Here is an 18,391-nt window from a genome sequence, read left to right on the forward strand (position 1 = left end):
AACCATTCGAAACAACACAGCTCTAAAACTCTTCTGTCATTGTGTACCCACAATTACAAGTTTTGGAACCATTCGAAACAACACAGCTCTAAAACTTCCGAGTGCTTTTGATTAAAAGAATTTTTGTTTTGGAACCATTCGAAACAACACAGCTCTAAAACATGTCATTTATAAAGTAGGTACACTCTATAGTTTTGGAACCATTCGAAACAACACAGCTCTAAAACCTCGTAGAAAAATTTTTCTCACGAAATTTCGTAATCGCGCTATTCGTCCCAGCCAGACTCCAGATCGTCAGGTTCCAATTATTACTCTTATTATAGCATATTTTCAGGGTTCAAGAAATAGTCTTGATCCAGCACATACTGCGGAAAATCATAGACTTTTCGAGGTTCCACAAATAAAACCCTTAGTTGATTGAGTTGGATATACTCTATCAGATTTGCTAACTCATCCTTTGATAGATAGGCTGTCGCATTGATGAAAACAAGGAGTTTCTTTTTGGAAAGATACTTAAAAACCTGGATAATTTCTAGCATCTTTTCAAAAGGAGTATCGCTCAGAGTTTCAACTTTGACTCCTAACGCATCAATCAACTCTAGAATGGTGATTTCATCGTACTCCAGGTCTAGTTCATTTTCCAAGCACTCAAATGCTAACAATTCTGTAATCGTAGCTACTAGCTTTTCAATCATGGATTTGACTTCTGGTTTGTCATTGAGCTGATTTTCAAGATCTGCATGTATCAGTTTAATCATAGCAGGTGAGTTGAGATTGTATCCTAAGACATCCGTTATCACTAGTAACTCGGACTCTTTCAGCGCTTTTAGATTTCTATCAAACAACTTCAACTCCCCATCATCAGTATATTGGTAGAACTGCTTGACGATAGTTGAAAAGGTAAACTGGTCTTCCAGCACTAAAAAGGCCGCATTTTCAATAGCTAATGGTTCATCCAATAGCGGAAAGTTAATCTTCATCACTAGGCTCCTCTCCCAGAAAGACCAAACGAGCGTCGGAGTTTGCTACGCTAGTATTTCGCTCACCATTTAAGTAAATCATGCGAGAAAACTGCTTTTCTGTGACGGTTAAGAGAGTGATGTTCCCTTTTTTAGGGTTATGAATCTTGAGTCGCTCAATCATAGCGTTATTAGCAGAGTTGTTGAGCAAGAGCTTGCTATAGATGGAGAATTGGTGCATGATAAATCCTTCATCTATGAGGAACTTCCTAAATTTCCGATAGGCCTTGCGTTCCTCGGCTGTATCAACGGGCATATCAAACATTAAAATCATACGCATATATCGATAACTCATATCCTAAACTCAGGAACTCCTTTCTCCGGTTGATTGAGCGCTTGAATGACTTTCTTAGTATAGTCGCTGACGATATTAGACAGGTACATATCTTTACCATTGTAGTGAAAGGTATCTGAGAAAATAGTAAAAAGTTCTCGCTTGATTTTGACAAAAGAACTGCTTCGATTTTCATAGACAATCCTGTCAATAATGGGACGGAAAGGTTCCATAATATCGCTAGCTAGGTTGAATTGATTGAACTGATTGGCATGTTTCAATCCAAATTGGGTCATGCAGCCAGACAATACAATCTCACGCGCAAACATACTCAAAATCAAGGTGTAGCCGTAGTCCAAGGCAGCATTGACATCATTGTCTTGCTCACGACTAAAATCATTCCCAAACAAGGTGTTGAAATAAATCCGTGCTGCGTGTCCCTCACGATTGCTTGGGTCAAATAGATCTAAACCATGATATAGATCAATGACGGACTGGCTCTTCTCCAGAAAACCACAACTCCCCAAATAAAAAGCCTGATTGAGAATTTTTTGTGCAATAATGGTGGTCCAAACTTGTGCCTTAGTATCCTCATCCCAAGCGATTTGTCGGGAGAGTTGCAAACTGGAGTCATGCCGACCGTAGTAGGGCATTAAGTATGCAGTTGGCAAGCGTTTATCATCACAAAAGATGACCAGAATATTTTCATCCACCAAGCGTTTAATTAGCATAGTGGAGAGAACGATGTCTGTCGTCTCCAAAAGTAGGATGTCCACCTCGGACAGGTGAATCAACTCTGTCCGAGAGGCATCTTTAAAAATCAAGTGGTTATTCTTGTAGGATAGTTTAGAGTGCGTATTGACAACAACGGTTCTCCATCCCATTAGTCTTCTCCTAGTTTTCTTAAGTCAATCCGAGTCTCGTAGAGACCAGTGATGGATTGGTGGATGAGGTTGGCGTTGAGGAGTGATGAAGGTGTATAGTCTCTGTATCGTGGAATTTTTACTCCTAAGAACTCAAAGTCAGAAGCACTCCCTTGCGATGTCAACTCGAATAATCCAGAATTCTTACTATTTTCTGGACCGATGAAACTGAAACACAATTGTTTGATATCAACTGTTTCCCAATCTGTAAATGCTTGACGGATTTTCTCTCCATTTTTCAGCGCCCCAACGTACTTTTCGTTAAAATCGAGTACATATTCTAAAAGTTTAGCAAACTCATCCCTATGTTTCTCAACATACTCTAGGTGCTCTGGTTCGAGTGTTTTATTAATATTCTTAGCATGATACAAAAGAGTTGTATACTTTGCAGGTAGGACTAGTTCATTTCCTTTATGAATTTCTCCTCGTTTATTATTTGTCGATAGAATACTTGCTAGTCTTCGCCTTGTACCATCAGGAAACTCAAATAAACTATATTTAGGTAAAGTAATAGTTAATAGAATTTCTGTGTATCCTTTTTTAAGAAGATAAATTTCTTTGTTCTTTTCAAAATTTATTTTATCTAAAATAGAGATACCTTGAAACTCAAGAATTGTCTTCTGTTGTTTTTTCGCTCCTTTCTCAATAATCGCTTTAACCAATACTGCGTATGAATTAGAAATACCAGCATATCCACCATATTTTCGTGGATCAAGCCCTTGTTTAATGGGAACTAGATTTTCTTTACTATCTTCTGATGGTTTAGGAGATGGATTCGAATTAAACAGCCCCTTAGGTTTACCTCTGTCTAAACCATGTGTCTGAACTTCTGTTTTCTTCACAATATTAACTTGTGGAAGAGAAAGCACTTTTTTCACTATTGCGAAATCTTTTTCTTTATTCCAAGCGATTTCTCCCGTATCCTTGGAGTACTCGATATTCTCCCTTTTTACGATAGTTCCGTCTGCGTAATGCACTTCTTCTTTGAAGAAGTTTAACAAATTTGAGTAGAAGAAATACTTTTCTGTTGCTTTTTCAATTTCTTTAGGATCTTTACTTCTTGAGATGTATCTCTTAAGATCATGTTTTTGATAGTCACCATAGACAAATTCAGGCTCTAGTTTAGGATATTTCTTAAGGATAGCCTTAGCTACTACTGCATTTAAATAGGCATCATGCGCATGGTGGTAGTCATTGATTTCCCTTACCTTATATAGTCGGAATTCTTTACGGAAGTTAGAAACTAGATTGGATTTCAAAGTGATAATTTTGACAGTACGGATTTTCTGGTTCTTCTCATTCACTTTTGTATTGAAGCGGGCATCCAAAATCTGTGCAACATGTTTTGTGATTTGTCGTGTTTCAACTAGTTGGCGTTTGATGAAGGTAACTTTATCACGTTCATCCAGCCCACCGCGTTCAGCCTTGGTTAAATTATTAAACTTACGTTCTGAGATCAATTTAGAATCCAATAATTGTTGCCAAAAAGCTTTTCTTTTTTGAACAACTTCTAAACTTGGAACGTTGTCAGTTTTACCACGATTCTCCTTTGAACTAGTTAAGACACGGTTATCAAGAGAGTCATCCTTTATAAAGGCTTGAGGGATGATATGATCAATGTCATAATCCTCAAGTCTATCAATGTCCAGCTCTTCATCAAGATACATGTCTCGACCATTTTGGAGATAATAAAGGAAGAGTTTATCATCACGTAAGGCAGTGTTATCTGTCGGATGTTGTTTTAGAATTTTGGAGTTAAGTCCAGTTGCTAAGATTTTCAATGAATCTTCAATACGTTTATATCTTTGTCGGGAATTCTTTTTCCCTCTGGCAGTTGTCTGATTTTCTCGTGCCATCTCAATCACAATGGACTCTGGATCATGACCCATGACATTTACAAGTTCATCAACAATCTTGATACTTTGTAAAATCCCCTTTTTAATAGCTGGGCTTCCTGGAAGTTCTTGGACAACTTGCTTCACATCGTCTGTCTTGCCAACTACTTGCGCTTTTTGAATAATTTCTTTGAAAGAAAGTCTGTCATCATTGATTAACTGCATAAAGTTACGATTGTTGTAATCGTCATCGATCAGATAATCAAGAATCGTTTTGCCAGTTTCTTTATCGCAGATACCGTTAATCAACTTAGCAGAGAGTTTTCCCCAACCAGTATAATGTCGACGAGTTAGTGCCTTGATTACTTTTTCATCAAAGAGAGAGTCATACTGAGCAAGACGTTGCTTAATCATCTCACGATCTTCAAAGATAGTTAGCGTGTGGACGATATTTTCAAGAATTGCTTCATTTTTAGCATCATCCATAAACTCTTTATCCTTGATAATTTTGAGTAAATCATGGTAAGTAGAAAGACTAGCGTTAAATTGTTTTTCAATTCCTTTTAGTTCGATTCCATCGTAGCCATCAACATTGTGTAGATAATGAATGATATCTTTTTCAGTTACTTTTCTTTTATCCTCGGCCTTAAAAAGAGTATAAAAAATATCTTTCTTTTGCTTTTTGTCTAAAAACTGATACCTTGTTAAACCTTCTGCAATAAATTTTACTTTTGTTAATTCATTATAGACAGCAAATGTTTCATACAAGAGACTGTGCTTAGGCAAAACTTTTTCCTCTGGCAGATATAAGTCATAGTTAGTCATCTTATTGATGAAGGCTTCTGCAGAGCTTGCTTTATCAACAATTTCTTCAAAATTCCAAGGTCTTATTGCTTCTTTAGAATTTCGAGTAAGCCAAGCGAAATCACTATTTCCACTAGCCAATGGACCGACGTAATAAGGAATACGGAATGTCAAGATTTTCTCAATCTTTTCTCTGTTTTCCTTTAGAAATGGGTAGTGTTCTCCTTGACGACGAAGAATAGCATTCATCTCTTGAAGATAAATTTGATGAGGAATAGAACCATTATCAAAGGTTCGTTGTTTTATCAAAAAATCTTCGCGTTCAATTTTATCAAGGAAATAGTCTGCTCCTTCGAATTTAGAGAGAAGATTTTTGATATATTTGTAAAATGCTTCTTGTGTGGTCTTGCCATCGATATATCCAGCATAGCCATCTTTAGAATCATCAGAAAAAACTTCATCATATTTTTCTTGAAGATTGTTTTTGACGAATTGTTTTAAAGCTGCCAAATCTTTTTGGTGATTTTCATAGCGTTCAATCATAGACGCCGATAGTGGAGCCTTGGTTGAAGGATCTGTAACAGTTAAGATTCCTGATAAAAGAATGGCATCATAGAGTTTTTTTGCAACTACAAAGAGATCTGCAAAATCATCATCAATTTGTCCGAGCAAATTTTCTAAATCCTCATCATAGGTATCTTTAGAGAATTGTAGTGGAGATTTTTCTTCTAGTTCAAAATGTTTTTTGAAATCAGCTTGATTCCCTACAATCAGCTTGAGAAATTCTGAAAACAAACCAGTAGACTTTTCGTCAGGAAATAGTTTTAGAACGCGTTCTCTCTTTGCAGATTTACTAATTTTATCTGTAAGAATTGCTTCTACTTGTACATTTTGCTCACTAAGTGAACTTTCTTCAAAGATGTTATCGTAAATGCTTATAAATTCGTTAAAAATTTTTTGGATATCATTGTTTTTAATATCAAATGTATCTTCGTATAAAAAATGCCCGCGATATTTAATCATATGAGCTAATGCCAGATAAATCAAGCGTAAATCAGCTTTTTCCTTTGAATCTGCTAACTGTTTTCTCAAATGATAAATAGTTGGAAATTGCTTGTGATATTCTTTTTCTTCTGCTAAGGTAGCAAAAATAGGATATTTACTTTCTCTTTTATCCTCAGGAACTAAAAAGGAGTCGTCTAAGCGATGAAAGAAACTACTATCCACCTTGCTCATTTCCTCAGAAAAGATTTCTTGAAGATAGCGAAGGCGATTTTTACGACGAGTATAGCGACGACGTGCAGTTCGTTTAAGACGTCTAGCCTCAGCAGTAGTTCCCTCATCAAATAATAAAGCTCCAATTAGATTTTTCTTGATAAATCGTTTATCGGTATTGCCCAGAACTTTCATCTTTTTCGATGGAACCTTATAGTCATCCGTAATGACGGCAAATCCGACGCTGTTAGTTCCAATATCAAGTCCGATAGAGTAATTTTTTGAATTCATATATTGATAATCCTCCTATAAAAAATTTTTATTATATTTACAAAATTAAAAATTATTTTTTAACTACAAAATTGATTTATTATCATCTAAACTCATCTTGTAATCTTTAAAAATATCTTTATTAGATACCCCTTAAAATATAACTATAATTATACTACTAATTTTAAAGATTTCAACAAAAATAATGATTTATTAGTAAAAATTTGTTAAAATCAGTAAGGATGTTATATTTTAGTTTTAGAGCTGTGTTGTTTCGAATGGTTCCAAACGCTTTTTAAACTAGATATATATAACCCCCTAACACTTCTCAGTGCTAGGGGCTTTTTTAGTTCCTTAAATACCGCATATATTCTACTAATACATAGACAAGGATTGTTAAACAAATGATCGTTTCCAGCCAAACGAGGAGGTTAAGGACTGGAAACTGCAGAATGCCTTGGGCCATTTTCAATGAAGTTGCTGTGATGATAGTTGGGAAGGTTAGGGCTGAAAAAGCTGGTTGAAATCCCTGTTTTAAAATATTTGGCAAGCGACTGAGGACAAAGAAAAAGAAAGTTTGTGAAGCAAGAATCATGACTAGCAAAATCCAGACATGAAGAGCTGAACCTCCGATCCGAACGAGTGCTGCTAACAGTAGAGAAAAGGGAGCACAATAGATTCCTTCTTGCCCCAGTAAAGCCCGTGGCAATGGATTACTTTTCAAATCTTGATAAATCAGAGGATAAAGGAAAAGGGTTAAGGTAAAGCCAAAAATCCAAGCACCATAGGCAATCTCGACTATGCCCACCACTGGGTAGGTCAAGCTTGCTACTGCTATTCCCACATAAAGAACTGTCCAACTTGGCGTTGCGCTCGTTCTTGGTTTAGTCTGCACATAATTTTTAGTGAAGTAGATGATTAAACCTACATCCAGTAGAAAGGCAAACCACCAAAGAGCTTGCACTATGATACTCATACTCGCAGGTAAGATTCGCAGTAAGTAGGTTGATAAAATCATCCCTGCCATGGGAAAAGTCGCCATTCCCGATAATAGAGGAGCTTTCTTAAGTTCTTGCTGGATTTCTTGCCAATCACTAAGATGACTGTATAAAAAATAAAACCATAAAATCAAGCCTGACAAACTAAAGATGTGCGATAATAGTGGAAAAATATCCAGGATGAGATTGCCTGCTCCAGCCAATCCCAATAAACACCCTGAAAAGGCCAAGGGGAGTTTTTTCATATGAACCTCCAATAGTCATGTTATTATCAGTATAGCATAAAAGCGCTTAAATGAAGTATTAAAAAACGAAGTTTAAAAAGATAAACCTCGTTTTTATTTTCTTTATTTTTAGTTTGTCGCTAAAATATGTCGCAATTGCACAGCACTAGGAGAAACAATTGGCAAAAATGCGCCTTCATTCCAACGACGTATGAAACCGGATGTCGATTTACTAAAGTATCCTCTACCGCCACCAGCTTGTAGTTCTAATAAGAGACTTTGGGCAACAACATCAACAATATCAATCCGTAACTGGAATAGCTCACGCGGATTTTTAACGAAATAGGACTCTTCAGATAGTCCTTGATAGAGAGAATGCCGAATATCATCTAACTGTTCGACCTGATGTTGCCACTCTTCCTTCAAGACACCTCGTTTCCCCAATTCTTTTTCGACTTCTGAGAGTGAACGTTCAGCCAAACCAAAAGCTAGGCCAAATTGGTAGCCTAAAAAAGCTGGACGATTTTGCGCTAAAAATTGATGAGCATCCTTGGATAGAATCCACTCTTCCTTTAAAGGAACCTTGTTGAAAGTCAGAGCTGCCGTATTTCCTCCTTGGAGAGAGACAAATTCCAAATCTTCGGAACGACTAAAGTTTTCTGCGTCCGATGGTACGGCTACTACATAACTTGTACTCGGATCATCTGCAAATCCTGCTACAAAAATAGTGAGGAAGCGATCCCTACGAGCATTGGTTACCCAAGGAAGTCGTCCTTTAAGATAATAATTTCCATTTTCCTCAAGGATTCGAACATTTAGTTCCTCTAAGTCAGATAGATACTTGACCGCATTAGATAAGGCCGTAGCACCTGCATATTCTCCTGATAAGAGTTTTTCCAAGTAAACTTCTTTGAAATAAGCATTATCAGTATGAAGAATATTGTCTATTAAAGTTCGTTGCCCCCATGAGATAAAGGAGGCTGTTAAGGAATGTTGAGCGAGTTCTGCAAGGATATCAATAACATCTTGATCACTTCCACCTAGCCCTCCAAGAACTTTTGGTACTCCTACACGAAAGGCACCTTCTGCAGCAATTTTCTCAATCAGCTCTTCTCCAGCTTGACATGATTTTTTGTCAATTTCATCGGCGTGCTGGTCTAACCAACTTAAAAATTCTTCTGAAAAAAATCCCATACTCTGCCCTCCTCTTATGCATAAGGTTGTAATTCTGGATTAATCGGTGTGTTAGCTAGGTTGTTGGCATAGTTACAAAGACTTGCTAGACTGACACCGAGAACAACATCCAAGGCATTTTCTTGTGTATAGCCTGCTTCAAGAAATTCTCCAAGAGCTTCATCTCCTACGCGCCCTTTGGTATTGATAACTGCCAAGGTAAACTTAGCTAGAGTATCCAGCTTAGGATCGCTTTCGATTGGAGTACGATTGCGAAGGGCTTGAAGTAGGTCATCGTTCATCTGGATTTGCTTGATAGAAAAGGCTGTATGGCCAGCGACGCAGAAGGCACAACCGTTGGTTACAGCTGCAGTGATTTGCACCACTTCTCGTTCTACAGGTGTTAGACTATTGCGACGGTTAATAGCTCCAACAGTGCGATAAGCCTCTAGGGCTGTAGGGGCATTGGCCAAAAGACCGATAAGATTTGGGATATAACCATTGTTGTCCTTTTGTACCGTTTCAAGAACTTCTTTCACTTCTGCTGGTGCTGATTCTACTGTGTGGATAGTAAATGTTGTCATAAGGGGACCTCTTTTCGTTTTGTAATTGAATGGTTTCTGCGAAAATCTTACGAAATCTCATCAGCCTATTGAACAAATCCTTGCCTTGATTGATGATTCATTAGCTTTTCGTTGACAATAAGTCTAACACAGAATCTATACCTTGCATAATATATATTTTAAATTGCACTGATAAAAAATTTTTATGAAAACAAAAAAATCACACCAGATGTGTGATCATACTGTTAATTTATCTGATGCTTGTTTCTTAAAACTAAGATAGATTCTACCAGCAAGCAGAAGATAGCTAAGCCAAAGCCAGTAAATACACCAAAATATTCTGTGATAAAACTCATTAGAAAAACAGAAGCAGAAAAGGCCAATGTAGAGACAACTTCGATAACGGAGTAAACATTCACAAGTTCCTTCTCATCAACCGATTCCTGTAAAAACACACTCTCAGGAACTTCCTTGATTTGAGATAGAAAACCAATTACTAGAGATAGGAATAGAAAAATAGGTGCATTTGGAAATAGCACTATCAACAGAGTTACTAGTGCTGTCGCTAACAAAGAAAAGGTCATAGTTTGATATTTATAGGTAACAACTTTCTCTGCTAGACGGAAGATAATAGCTCCTCCCAAGATAATTCCCAAGGAATAGGATGTATTGACGTATCCCCAATAGCTTTCTGACCGATGTAAAATCTCAGTCACAAACACAAGTAAAACTGAAGATACCCAGATAGCATTGGCTAAAATTTCTAAAAGATTGGCTTGGACAATAAAGCGTAATCTTGATTCTTTAGCCACCAATCGCCAACCTTTTGTTAACGTCTCAAGACTTGTTTCAGAGGATAACTCTTCTTTTTCTACAAGTGGCAAACCAAACATCAAAATCGTCGAAATTGTAAACAAAACTAACACAATGAGCAGACTAGGATTCATTCCCAGACTCGCAAATAAGAAACCTCCTAAGCCCCAACCAACGAGTTGCACACTTTCACCACTCATAGAAATAGCTGCGTTCGCTTTAGCTAAATCACTTGCATAGCGTGGAACAATCGCATAGGAAACGGGCGCTGCAAAACCATCAAAAACGGAGATTAAGGTAACAATAGCATATAAAAGAGGGAGGGAAATAGTTTCAGATTGCTTGAGTAGAAAAACCAAAATCGCTAGCAGAATCGTCTTACCCAATTGAGTCAAGAAAAGAACACGATTTAAAGCTAATCTCTTCGTTACTAATGGAACTAAGAAACTGGCTAAAAAGGAGGATAGACCTATCAGAATTGGCACTAGGGAGGTTGAAATGACCGAACCAGATAAGACAAACACATTTGCAATCACAATGACTCTAAAAAAGACATCTGCTAGATTCGCTATTCCCTGTGAAATCACTAATTTTCGAATATCTTTTGACATAAACACCTCCAGTTTATTTCTCTTTCGCACATAGATGAAACAAGACATATCAGAACAGAAACAGATTTACGCTGACTATTATACAATAAATAAAAGTGCAAATAAAGGATATCATAAAAGAAGTACTCTTGAATTTCACTCATCTTATGACATAATACTCTTCGAAAATCTCTTCAAACCGCGTCAACGTCGCCTTGCCGTATATATGTGACTGACTTCATCAGTTTCATCTGCAACCTCAAAACAGTGTTTTGAGCTGACTTCGTCAGTTCTATCTACAACCTCAAAGCAGTGCTTTGAGCAACCTGCGGCTAGTTTCCTAGTTTGCTCTTTGATTTTCATTGAGTATAAAATAAAAGACTAGCCCTAGTAGTGAAAAAACTAGCATCTCACAAACAGATGCTAGTCTTATCTATAAATGGTAATATCAATCATACATTATTTATCAAAATACTTCTTAGTCTCAGCAATAACAACTGGCGACAAGGCTAAGAGTGCAATCAAGTTTGGTAGAGCCATGAGGGCATTAACAATATCCGCAATGACCCAGACCATATCCAGCTCGATAAATCCTCCCAGCAAGACCATGAGTACAAAGACCACACGATAAAGCCAGATAAAGCGAACGCCAAAGAGAAACTCAAAACAACGCTCTCCGTAATAGTTCCATCCCAAAATCGTAGTAAAGGCAAAGAGTACCAAGAAGATTGTTAGAAGAGCAGGTCCAAAGAAAGAAAATACTGTAGAAAAAGCTGACTGAGTTAGAGCAACACCATCTAAATTACCATTCCAAACCCCAGTCACCAAGATTGTCAGACCAGTCAAAGTACAGATAATCAAGGTATCAATAAAGGTTCCTGTCATAGAAATCAAACCTTGCTCCACCGGTTCGTTGGTCTTAGCTGCCGCAGCCGCAATGGGTGCTGAACCCAATCCAGACTCGTTTGAGAAGACACCACGCGCCACACCATTTTGAATAGCCATCCGAACACTAGCTCCTGCAAATCCTCCCACTGCAGCTATGGGACTAAAAGCTGATGTGAGAACCAGTGAAAGTGTTGCCGGTACTTTATCGATATTAAAGAAAATGACTGTCAAGGTTCCCAAGATGTAGACAATAGCCATAAAGGGAACAACTGTAGTTGACACCTTAGAAATAGACTTAAGTCCACCAAAGACTGCAATCCCTACAAAAATAGATAAAACAAGTGCAGTAATTGTCGGATCAATACTAGCCGTATTTTGCACGGATTCTGTAATGGAATTCACCTGGGCAAAAGTACCAATCCCCAAAAGTGCAACCAAGACTCCAGCTACAGCAAAGAAGATTGCAAGAGGGCGCCACTTTTCTCCCATCCCTAGAAGGATATAGTGCATCGGTCCTCCTGCTACCGCACCATGGTCATCCTTGGTTCGATATTTGATAGCAAGTAGTCCTTCTGCATACTTGGTTGCCATTCCAAAGAAAGCAGCCACCCACATCCAAAAAAGAGCACCTGGTCCACCAACCTTGATAGCCGTTGCAACCCCGATAATATTTCCCGTACCAACAGTTGCTGCTAGGGCTGTACACAAGGCAGCAAAGCTCGAAACATCACCATGTCCTTTATCCTTGGTAAAAATAAGCTGGAAGGCCTTAGGGAGACGCAAGATTTGTAAAAGTCCTAAACGAAGAGTCAAGTAAATCCCTGTACCAACCAATAAAATCAAAAGGGGTGGGCCCCATACCAGAGCATCTAGCTCTTTTAGCAAATTTAACATACCATTCTCCTATCTATTCAACCCCAAAAGAAAGAGTACATGTTAAAAACATGTACTCTGGAATGCATCGATAAATGCCAAAAAGCGCTCTATCATTGCTCTGTCCTTTTACCTGAGAGTTTGAGCAGTTGCCTGCCTTGCCCCTTCGGTGCCTTTACGGTCTCTCCAGAGTTCCGTCCATTTACAGTCATGAAAAATCAAACGATTTTCCACTTCTATTAAACTTCATTCGGTGTTGTATTTAATTTTTATTTATTTTACAAGAAAATTCAGCTCTTGTCAATTATTTTCAGAAAATTTTATTATACTTTTTATGATTTTTGCTTTACTGAAAGTTCTATAATGAAGTTAGCCATCCAGCCCTCCTAAAAATTAGATGCTTCAACTAGCTTATAGCTAGTACTCAATTTCATTTGATAAGCGGCCTGATGATGTTAGGCTGGTGTCCAAGGCTCAGACTAGCCTTGCTTTAGCTGACAAAACAGCTTCAAGGGGTTCTCTTGTCACATAAAAGCTCTTATAGGCATAAGAAAACAGCTCTGTGTTATACTTGTTGTTCAATCACAAACACAAGAAAGGCACAGAGATTCAAAGCCATTATACTACAAAATCCAAACATTTGACAATCGATAGCCGTCGGTTAATCGAACGATGGAAAAAAAGGGAAATCAAATAGAGAAATTGCCCCTCTACTTGGAAAAACTCCTCAAACTATCCATACTGAAATCAAGCGTGGGACAGTCCTACAATGTGTTGGAATAGGGCGCTTCTAAAAGGTTTATTCTGCCGACTATGCTCAACAGTCTTATGAAAGTGCTGGCATTAAAAAATCTTCACACATCACGCAAGGAAATCGATCTATCAAGCAAGCTTTGACTATGTCGGGATTGATTGCAGCACATTCTAAAGATCCAGCTTTTTCTTCTTTTTACAATCGAATTTCCCAAAGAGGAAGCAAGATGAAAGCCATCATTGCTTGCGCCCATAAGATTCTCATACTCTTCGAAAATCTCTTCAAACTGCGTCAACGTCGCCTTGCCGTATATATGTTACTGACTTCGTCAGTTTCATCTGCAACCTCAAAACAGTGTTTTGAGCTGACTTCGTCAGTTCTATCTACAACCTCAAAGCAGTGCTTTGAGCAACCTGCGGCTAGTTTCCTACTTTGCTCTTTGATTTTCATTGAGTATCCTCCACCAAACAGACTTATCAAACAGAAAAGGCGCTAGGACTGAGGAAACAGTTCTAACGCCTAAAATAAAAAATTTTCAATTACAGTGTAGCACAGGAAGTGATTTTTTGCGCTTTTTTACTGTTTTTTTCAAATAAAATACTAAATTATTTTTAACAATCAACTTGAGATAATTGCCTTTAAATAAACATTTTAAATTTTCTTTGTCTTTCTTTACATTAGTAAAAATGCCGATTGCAGGGATCGAACCTGTGACCTTCGCGTTACGAATGCGGTGCTCTACCAACTGAGCTAAATCGGCGAATCCTCTTATAGTATAGCACTATAAGGAAGGATGTCAAGGGATTCTTAACCCATCTTTTTAATCAAAATCTGACAAGGATTTTGAGGCCCCCAAAGTTGTGGAAAAATCTCTAATTTTTTAAAGCCAAGACTGCGATAAAAGACATTTGTTCGATCATAATCTTTATTAGAGCCTTCTGCTACTGTTTTCACTTGTAAATAATCAACTTTTTTACTGGCTTCACTTTCTAAAGTAGCAAGCAATTGATTACCAATCCCTCTACCTTGATGAGCTTTTTTTACTCCGAGACAGTCAATCTCTGCACAATCTTCACTGGAATAGGACAAGCTCACAAAGCCAAGCAAATCACTCTCCTGAAAGGCGGCCCACACTTGCAGGTCCTTGGCTCCTTTGATGTAAGCTTGCGTGCTTTCTGGTATTCCAAACCATTCTGGCAAATCCTTTAAAATCTCAGCGACAACTGCCATTTTTTGATTGGCATCTTTCACTTCTTCAATTACAAACATCATAAAATCCTTTCATGATTTGGTCCAATTTTTGCTATTAAGAACCCGCACTTTCATAGGCATCTAAGCCCCTATCCCAGAGTTTTAGAGAGATTCCAAAGAAGATAAGAGAAATCAGAATCAAACCACCAATATTAAAGAGTCCATCTTTATCCTGCAAGAAATAGCTGGCAGGGTAGTAAGCCGTAAAGGCAAAAGGCACGATAAAACTGATCAACCAACGAAGAAGTGAATTGTATATAGAAATCGGGTACTTGGCAAAATCATTGAACATATAGAAAATGTAAATCATGGCGCCTGACTGCTTGGTCCAAAAAGCAATACTAGCTGTCGCGATTTTCAAGGAAGTATAAATCAAGGTCGCAAAAGGAATACAAACTAGGAAAAGCAGGAATTTAGGAAGCGTCCAAGTAATGCTAGTCACTGTTGTTCCCAATAGAATGCCACCGACCAAGAGCTCACCCAAGGCATCAATCTGAAAGGTCTCAACCAGAATATGAAATAGGGGATTGATAGGACGAGTCAGATACTTATCAAATTCTCCTTTTCGGACTAGTCGTTGACCTAAAGCCCAGAGGTTGTCAAAAAAGAGATGGTCCAGTCCCTTAGGAATCAAGGAGAAGCCATAGATAAAGGCAATCTCTTGAAAGGTCCAGCCTTCTAAGGATGGGATGTGTTGAAAGATGACATTGAGAAACAAGAGGTTCAACCCTTGTGTCAGGAAAACACCCAGCACACCAACCACAAAATCCACCTTGTATTCCATGATTTGTTTGATGTATTGTCTGATAAAAATCAGATGCATGCGTTGATATTTTTTCATACTAACCTCCCTGAATGGTAATAAAGGACTGGACTCGTTTCCAAATCAACTGAGACACCCCCACCATCACTAAGAGCCAGAAAAACTGCAAAGCGAGAGCCTGAAGAATCTGACTGGCATCGTATTTTCCAACAATAATCATGACTGGCGTGTAAATCAAGGATGAAAAAGGTAGGAAGGAGAGAATATCTGAAACAACCTTTGGAAAGAAAGTCAAGGGAATCAAACTTCCAGACATAAAGGCCACTATGGAAGTCTTGAGTAGATTGGAACCCCAAAGATTTTTAAACACAAAGGCTGAAAATCCAAAACAGATATTAAAGAAAAAGTTAATCAGATAGGCCAGCGTTAAGCTAAAAATATAAAGGACAGTTAAGCCTAGCACTTCTAAAATACCTTGTCCAGATACGACTTTCATCAAAACAATGACACTTAAAAATGGTAGTCCAACAGAGATAAAAATCAACCACTTGGAGCCAAGCTCGGTAAAGAGATAAGAGGCCGCAAAATGCACTGGTCGCAACAAACGCATGATAATGGAGCCATCTTTGACCTCCTCCCCAATCATAAATGACGAATCTGACTTGGTCAACAGATTAGTCACAAAACTCATGATGATGTAAAGGGTGATATCTGCCATGCTGAAGCCCTGGATTAAGGACTCCTGCGAGGAATCAAAGACTGCCTTCCAGAGATAGAAAGCCACAAAGGCTCCCATGACATCACCAATCCGATAGAGAAGAAAGTTGACTCGATAGGTAATCAGCTCCTGAATCCCTGCATTGATAAAGGGTTTATAACGTCTCCACAATTTGGCCATCTTAGAGCTCCTTTCGGTAGAAGCGACGGATAATATCCTCAATATCCGTATCCACCATCTTCAAATCACGGACCTCAAAATCAGATAAGGTTTGCTTGATAATATCGGCCGACTGGTAGCGGGAACTATCGAATTCAATATTGAGAATATTTCCTTGTCTAGCAATGGACATATCAGGCAAGCCCTCATAATGAGAGACTAGATGATTTTGACCTGGCGTCAGGTCAAAGGAGAGAGTCTTCATCTTTCCAAAGGTCTCCTTGAGCTGGCTAACCGTTCCATCAAAAATCTCCTGCCCCTTGTCAATCATGAAAATCCGATCACAAAGTTGCTCAATATCACTCAGGTCGTGAGTGGTCAAGAGAATGGTTGTTTCTTCCTCCTGATTGATTTGGGTAATGGCCCGACGAATGTTATCCTTAACCGAAACATCCAAACCGATGGTTGGCTCATCTAAAAAGAGAACCTTGGGATTGTGAAGCAAGGAAGCCGCAATATCCGCCCGCATCCGTTGACCTAGTGAAAGAGTCCGCACGGGATCCTTGATAAAGTCCTTCAAGTCTAAGACTTCATTCAAAAAGTCCATGCGCTTATGAAAGAGCGAATCTGGCACATCGTAAATCTCTTTCAAGACCGTGTAGGTCTCTTGTAGAGCCAAATCCCACCATAGCTGGGTTCGTTGTCCAAAGACAACCCCGATATCCTTGACATATTCTTGACGATTGTCCTGAGGAATCTTGCCATTGATCCGACAAGAGCCCGATGTCGGCTTTAAAATTCCTGTCAACATTTTGATGGTTGTCGACTTCCCAGCACCATTTGCCCCGATAAAGCCTAAAATTTGGCCTTTTGGCACCTCAAAGGTCAAATCCTTAACCGCTTCAAAGGTCTGCTTTTCAGGATGAATAAAGGAGCGCAAAGCCCCCTTTAACCCCGGCTCCTTGACAGTCTTTACAAAATTTTTCTGAAGATGTTCCACTTCTATCATTGCCATATCTATCTCCCTATCGTAAGGAATAACAACATTGTGTTTTGACTACAAACATTCTAAATCCTTACTTTCTACACCTTCTCAATATTATTACAGAAGGATTTATATCAACCTATTATAATCCAATAAAAAACGGAATGCAAGCGTTTGCCTATAGATTGTGAAATTAGAGATTTCTCTCACAAAATAATAGTTTTAATCCAATATTCTGGTTTAATAGTTTTCTTAGAACGCCAAAAAACCCACCCTCAGGGGCAGGTTTCTGTTTTATATGGTTCAGCTAGATTAAGCTTTACCTTCTGAACCGAATACGTCGATACGTTCTTCAACTGATGCTTGGATAGCTTTGACACCGTCAGCCAAGAATTTACGTGGGTCGAAGAGTTTTTTCTTGTCGTATTCTGCTTCGTTTGCTTCGTAGTCACGAGCAAATTTACGAGTTGCGTTAGCGAATGCGATTTGGCATTCAGTGTTAACGTTAACTTTAGCAACACCAAGTTTGATAGCTGCTTGGATTTGGTCATCAGGAATACCTGATCCACCGTGCAATACGATTGGGAATCCTGGTACAGCTTCAGTCAATTTTTGCAAGTGATCAAGGTGAAGACCTTTCCAGTTTGCTGGGTAAGGACCGTGGATGTTACCGATACCAGCTGCCAAGAAGTCGATACCAGTTGCAACCATTGCTTTAGCATCTTCGATTGGAGCCAATTCACCGTCACCGATGATTCCGTCTTCTTCACCACCGATAGTTCCAACTTCAGCTTCTACTGATACACCATTTGCGTGAGCAAATTCTACAACTTTACGAGCTTTTTCAAGGTTTTCTTCAACTGGAAGGTGTGAACCGTCAAACATTACTGAAGTATAACCAACTTGAATACACTCAAGTGCATCTTCGTAGTGACCGTGGTCAAGGTGGATAGCTACTGGTACAGTGATACCCATTGATTCAACAAGGTTAGCGATCAAGTTGCGAGCAACTTTATAACCACCCATGTATTTAGCAGCACCCATTGAAGTTTGGATCAAAACTGGAGCTTGTTTAGCTTCTGCTGCGCGCAAGATAGCTTGAGTCCACTCAAGATTGTTTGTGTTAAATCCACCAACTGCATAACCGTTGTCACGAGCTGCTTGGACAAATTTTTCTGCTGAAACGATTGCCATTTTATCAGGCCTCCTGTATATTTTTATGGGACATCCCATTTACATTGTTCATTTTATCACTTTTGAGCAAAAAAAGCTAGTTTTTCCCATACTTTAGATTGAATT

Annotated in this window: 14 protein-coding genes, 1 tRNA gene, 1 pseudogene, 1 CRISPR repeat array and 1 riboswitch (1 of these 18 cut by a window edge); of the genes and pseudogenes, 1 reads left to right on the forward strand and 15 read right to left on the reverse strand. The window is 38.5% G+C overall.

Annotated features, from left to right (window positions below; all coding sequences use genetic code 11):
* A CRISPR array of direct repeats spans positions 1–227; the repeat unit is 36 nt; unit sequence GTTTTGGAACCATTCGAAACAACACAGCTCTAAAAC; it begins 271 nt to the left of the window's first position.
* 90 nt (positions 228–317) lie between these two features.
* The 9 genes from csn2 to QEZ38_RS01190 form a co-directional block, all read right to left on the reverse strand.
* Complete coding sequence (csn2, locus tag QEZ38_RS01150) at positions 318–980, reverse strand: type II-A CRISPR-associated protein Csn2 (protein ID WP_281334737.1); 663 nt, start codon at positions 978–980, stop codon at positions 318–320.
* A complete protein-coding gene (gene cas2, locus QEZ38_RS01155; RefSeq protein ID WP_281334738.1) occupies positions 970–1,314 on the reverse strand; it encodes a CRISPR-associated endonuclease Cas2 in 345 nt (114 codons plus the stop codon). Before cas2 ends, csn2 begins: the two co-directional genes overlap by 11 nt.
* Positions 1,311–2,177 (reverse strand): type II CRISPR-associated endonuclease Cas1, encoded by an 867-nt coding sequence (gene cas1, locus QEZ38_RS01160; protein WP_281334739.1) that lies wholly within the window; start codon positions 2,175–2,177, stop codon positions 1,311–1,313. The genes cas2 and cas1 overlap by 4 nt, the downstream gene beginning before the upstream one ends.
* Positions 2,177–6,361 (reverse strand): type II CRISPR RNA-guided endonuclease Cas9, encoded by a 4,185-nt coding sequence (cas9, locus tag QEZ38_RS01165; protein ID WP_281334740.1) that lies wholly within the window; start codon positions 6,359–6,361, stop codon positions 2,177–2,179. Before cas9 ends, cas1 begins: the two co-directional genes overlap by 1 nt.
* Before the next feature lie 325 nt (positions 6,362–6,686).
* Positions 6,687–7,583 (reverse strand): TDT family transporter, encoded by an 897-nt coding sequence (locus tag QEZ38_RS01170; RefSeq protein WP_075232154.1) that lies wholly within the window; start codon positions 7,581–7,583, stop codon positions 6,687–6,689.
* Between the two features lie 108 nt (positions 7,584–7,691).
* Positions 7,692–8,756: an acyl-CoA dehydrogenase family protein gene (locus QEZ38_RS01175; RefSeq protein WP_281334741.1), complete on the reverse strand. Its 1,065-nt coding sequence runs from the start codon at positions 8,754–8,756 to the stop codon at positions 7,692–7,694.
* Positions 8,757–8,770: 14 nt separating this feature from the next.
* Positions 8,771–9,319 (reverse strand): carboxymuconolactone decarboxylase family protein, encoded by a 549-nt coding sequence (locus tag QEZ38_RS01180; protein ID WP_045763587.1) that lies wholly within the window; start codon positions 9,317–9,319, stop codon positions 8,771–8,773.
* 224 nt (positions 9,320–9,543) lie between these two features.
* The gene (locus QEZ38_RS01185; protein WP_281334742.1) at positions 9,544–10,722 is read right to left on the reverse strand and encodes a ryptide export MFS transporter; all 1,179 of its coding nucleotides are present in this window, start codon (positions 10,720–10,722) and stop codon (positions 9,544–9,546) included.
* A gap of 438 nt (positions 10,723–11,160) precedes the next feature.
* A complete protein-coding gene (locus QEZ38_RS01190; protein WP_281334743.1) occupies positions 11,161–12,483 on the reverse strand; it encodes an alanine/glycine:cation symporter family protein in 1,323 nt (440 codons plus the stop codon).
* A gap of 90 nt (positions 12,484–12,573) precedes the next feature.
* Positions 12,574–12,662: riboswitch (glycine riboswitch) on the reverse strand.
* Positions 12,663–13,069: 407 nt separating this feature from the next.
* On the opposite strand from QEZ38_RS01190, the pseudogene QEZ38_RS01195 reads away from it, so the two are divergent.
* Positions 13,070–13,253, forward strand: a pseudogene (locus tag QEZ38_RS01195) (helix-turn-helix domain-containing protein); the annotation flags it as partial.
* A 650-nt stretch (positions 13,254–13,903) separates the two neighbouring features.
* On the opposite strand, the gene QEZ38_RS01200 reads toward QEZ38_RS01195, so the two are convergent.
* The 6 genes from QEZ38_RS01200 to QEZ38_RS01225 all read right to left on the reverse strand — a co-directional run bounded on the left by QEZ38_RS01200 (position 13,904) and on the right by QEZ38_RS01225 (position 18,286).
* Positions 13,904–13,976, reverse strand: a tRNA-Thr gene (locus QEZ38_RS01200).
* A 47-nt stretch (positions 13,977–14,023) separates the two neighbouring features.
* Positions 14,024–14,485, reverse strand: coding sequence for a GNAT family N-acetyltransferase (locus tag QEZ38_RS01205; protein WP_281334826.1), 462 nt, complete (start codon positions 14,483–14,485; stop codon positions 14,024–14,026).
* Between the two features lie 37 nt (positions 14,486–14,522).
* Positions 14,523–15,308 (reverse strand): ABC transporter permease, encoded by a 786-nt coding sequence (locus QEZ38_RS01210; protein WP_281334744.1) that lies wholly within the window; start codon positions 15,306–15,308, stop codon positions 14,523–14,525.
* A 1-nt stretch (position 15,309) separates the two neighbouring features.
* Complete coding sequence (locus tag QEZ38_RS01215) at positions 15,310–16,128, reverse strand: ABC transporter permease (RefSeq protein WP_281334745.1); 819 nt, start codon at positions 16,126–16,128, stop codon at positions 15,310–15,312.
* Position 16,129: 1 nt separating this feature from the next.
* A complete protein-coding gene (locus QEZ38_RS01220) occupies positions 16,130–17,122 on the reverse strand; it encodes an ABC transporter ATP-binding protein (RefSeq protein ID WP_281334746.1) in 993 nt (330 codons plus the stop codon).
* A gap of 282 nt (positions 17,123–17,404) precedes the next feature.
* On the reverse strand, positions 17,405–18,286 hold the full coding sequence (locus QEZ38_RS01225) for a class II fructose-bisphosphate aldolase (protein ID WP_049528618.1): 882 nt from the start codon (positions 18,284–18,286) through the stop codon (positions 17,405–17,407).
* Positions 18,287–18,391: the final 105 nt, after the last annotated feature.

Source organism: Streptococcus taonis (genome assembly GCF_029948085.1).
Taxonomy (GTDB): Bacteria; Bacillota; Bacilli; order Lactobacillales; family Streptococcaceae; genus Streptococcus; species Streptococcus taonis.

Coding starts and splice junctions, on each gene's coding strand:
- QEZ38_RS01215 (WP_281334745.1), bottom strand. CDS start 16,128: ATGGCCAAATTGTGGAGACGTTATAAACCCTTTATCAATGCAGGGATT.
- QEZ38_RS01190 (WP_281334743.1), bottom strand. CDS start 12,483: ATGTTAAATTTGCTAAAAGAGCTAGATGCTCTGGTATGGGGCCCACCC.
- QEZ38_RS01175 (WP_281334741.1), bottom strand. CDS start 8,756: ATGGGATTTTTTTCAGAAGAATTTTTAAGTTGGTTAGACCAGCACGCC.
- cas1 (WP_281334739.1), bottom strand. CDS start 2,177: ATGGGATGGAGAACCGTTGTTGTCAATACGCACTCTAAACTATCCTAC.
- QEZ38_RS01185 (WP_281334742.1), bottom strand. CDS start 10,722: ATGTCAAAAGATATTCGAAAATTAGTGATTTCACAGGGAATAGCGAAT.
- cas9 (WP_281334740.1), bottom strand. CDS start 6,361: ATGAATTCAAAAAATTACTCTATCGGACTTGATATTGGAACTAACAGC.
- QEZ38_RS01220 (WP_281334746.1), bottom strand. CDS start 17,122: ATGGCAATGATAGAAGTGGAACATCTTCAGAAAAATTTTGTAAAGACT.
- cas2 (WP_281334738.1), bottom strand. CDS start 1,314: ATGAGTTATCGATATATGCGTATGATTTTAATGTTTGATATGCCCGTT.
- QEZ38_RS01205 (WP_281334826.1), bottom strand. CDS start 14,485: ATGTTTGTAATTGAAGAAGTGAAAGATGCCAATCAAAAAATGGCAGTT.
- QEZ38_RS01210 (WP_281334744.1), bottom strand. CDS start 15,308: ATGAAAAAATATCAACGCATGCATCTGATTTTTATCAGACAATACATC.
- csn2 (WP_281334737.1), bottom strand. CDS start 980: ATGAAGATTAACTTTCCGCTATTGGATGAACCATTAGCTATTGAAAAT.
- QEZ38_RS01170 (WP_075232154.1), bottom strand. CDS start 7,583: ATGAAAAAACTCCCCTTGGCCTTTTCAGGGTGTTTATTGGGATTGGCT.
- QEZ38_RS01225 (WP_049528618.1), bottom strand. CDS start 18,286: ATGGCAATCGTTTCAGCAGAAAAATTTGTCCAAGCAGCTCGTGACAAC.
- QEZ38_RS01180 (WP_045763587.1), bottom strand. CDS start 9,319: ATGACAACATTTACTATCCACACAGTAGAATCAGCACCAGCAGAAGTG.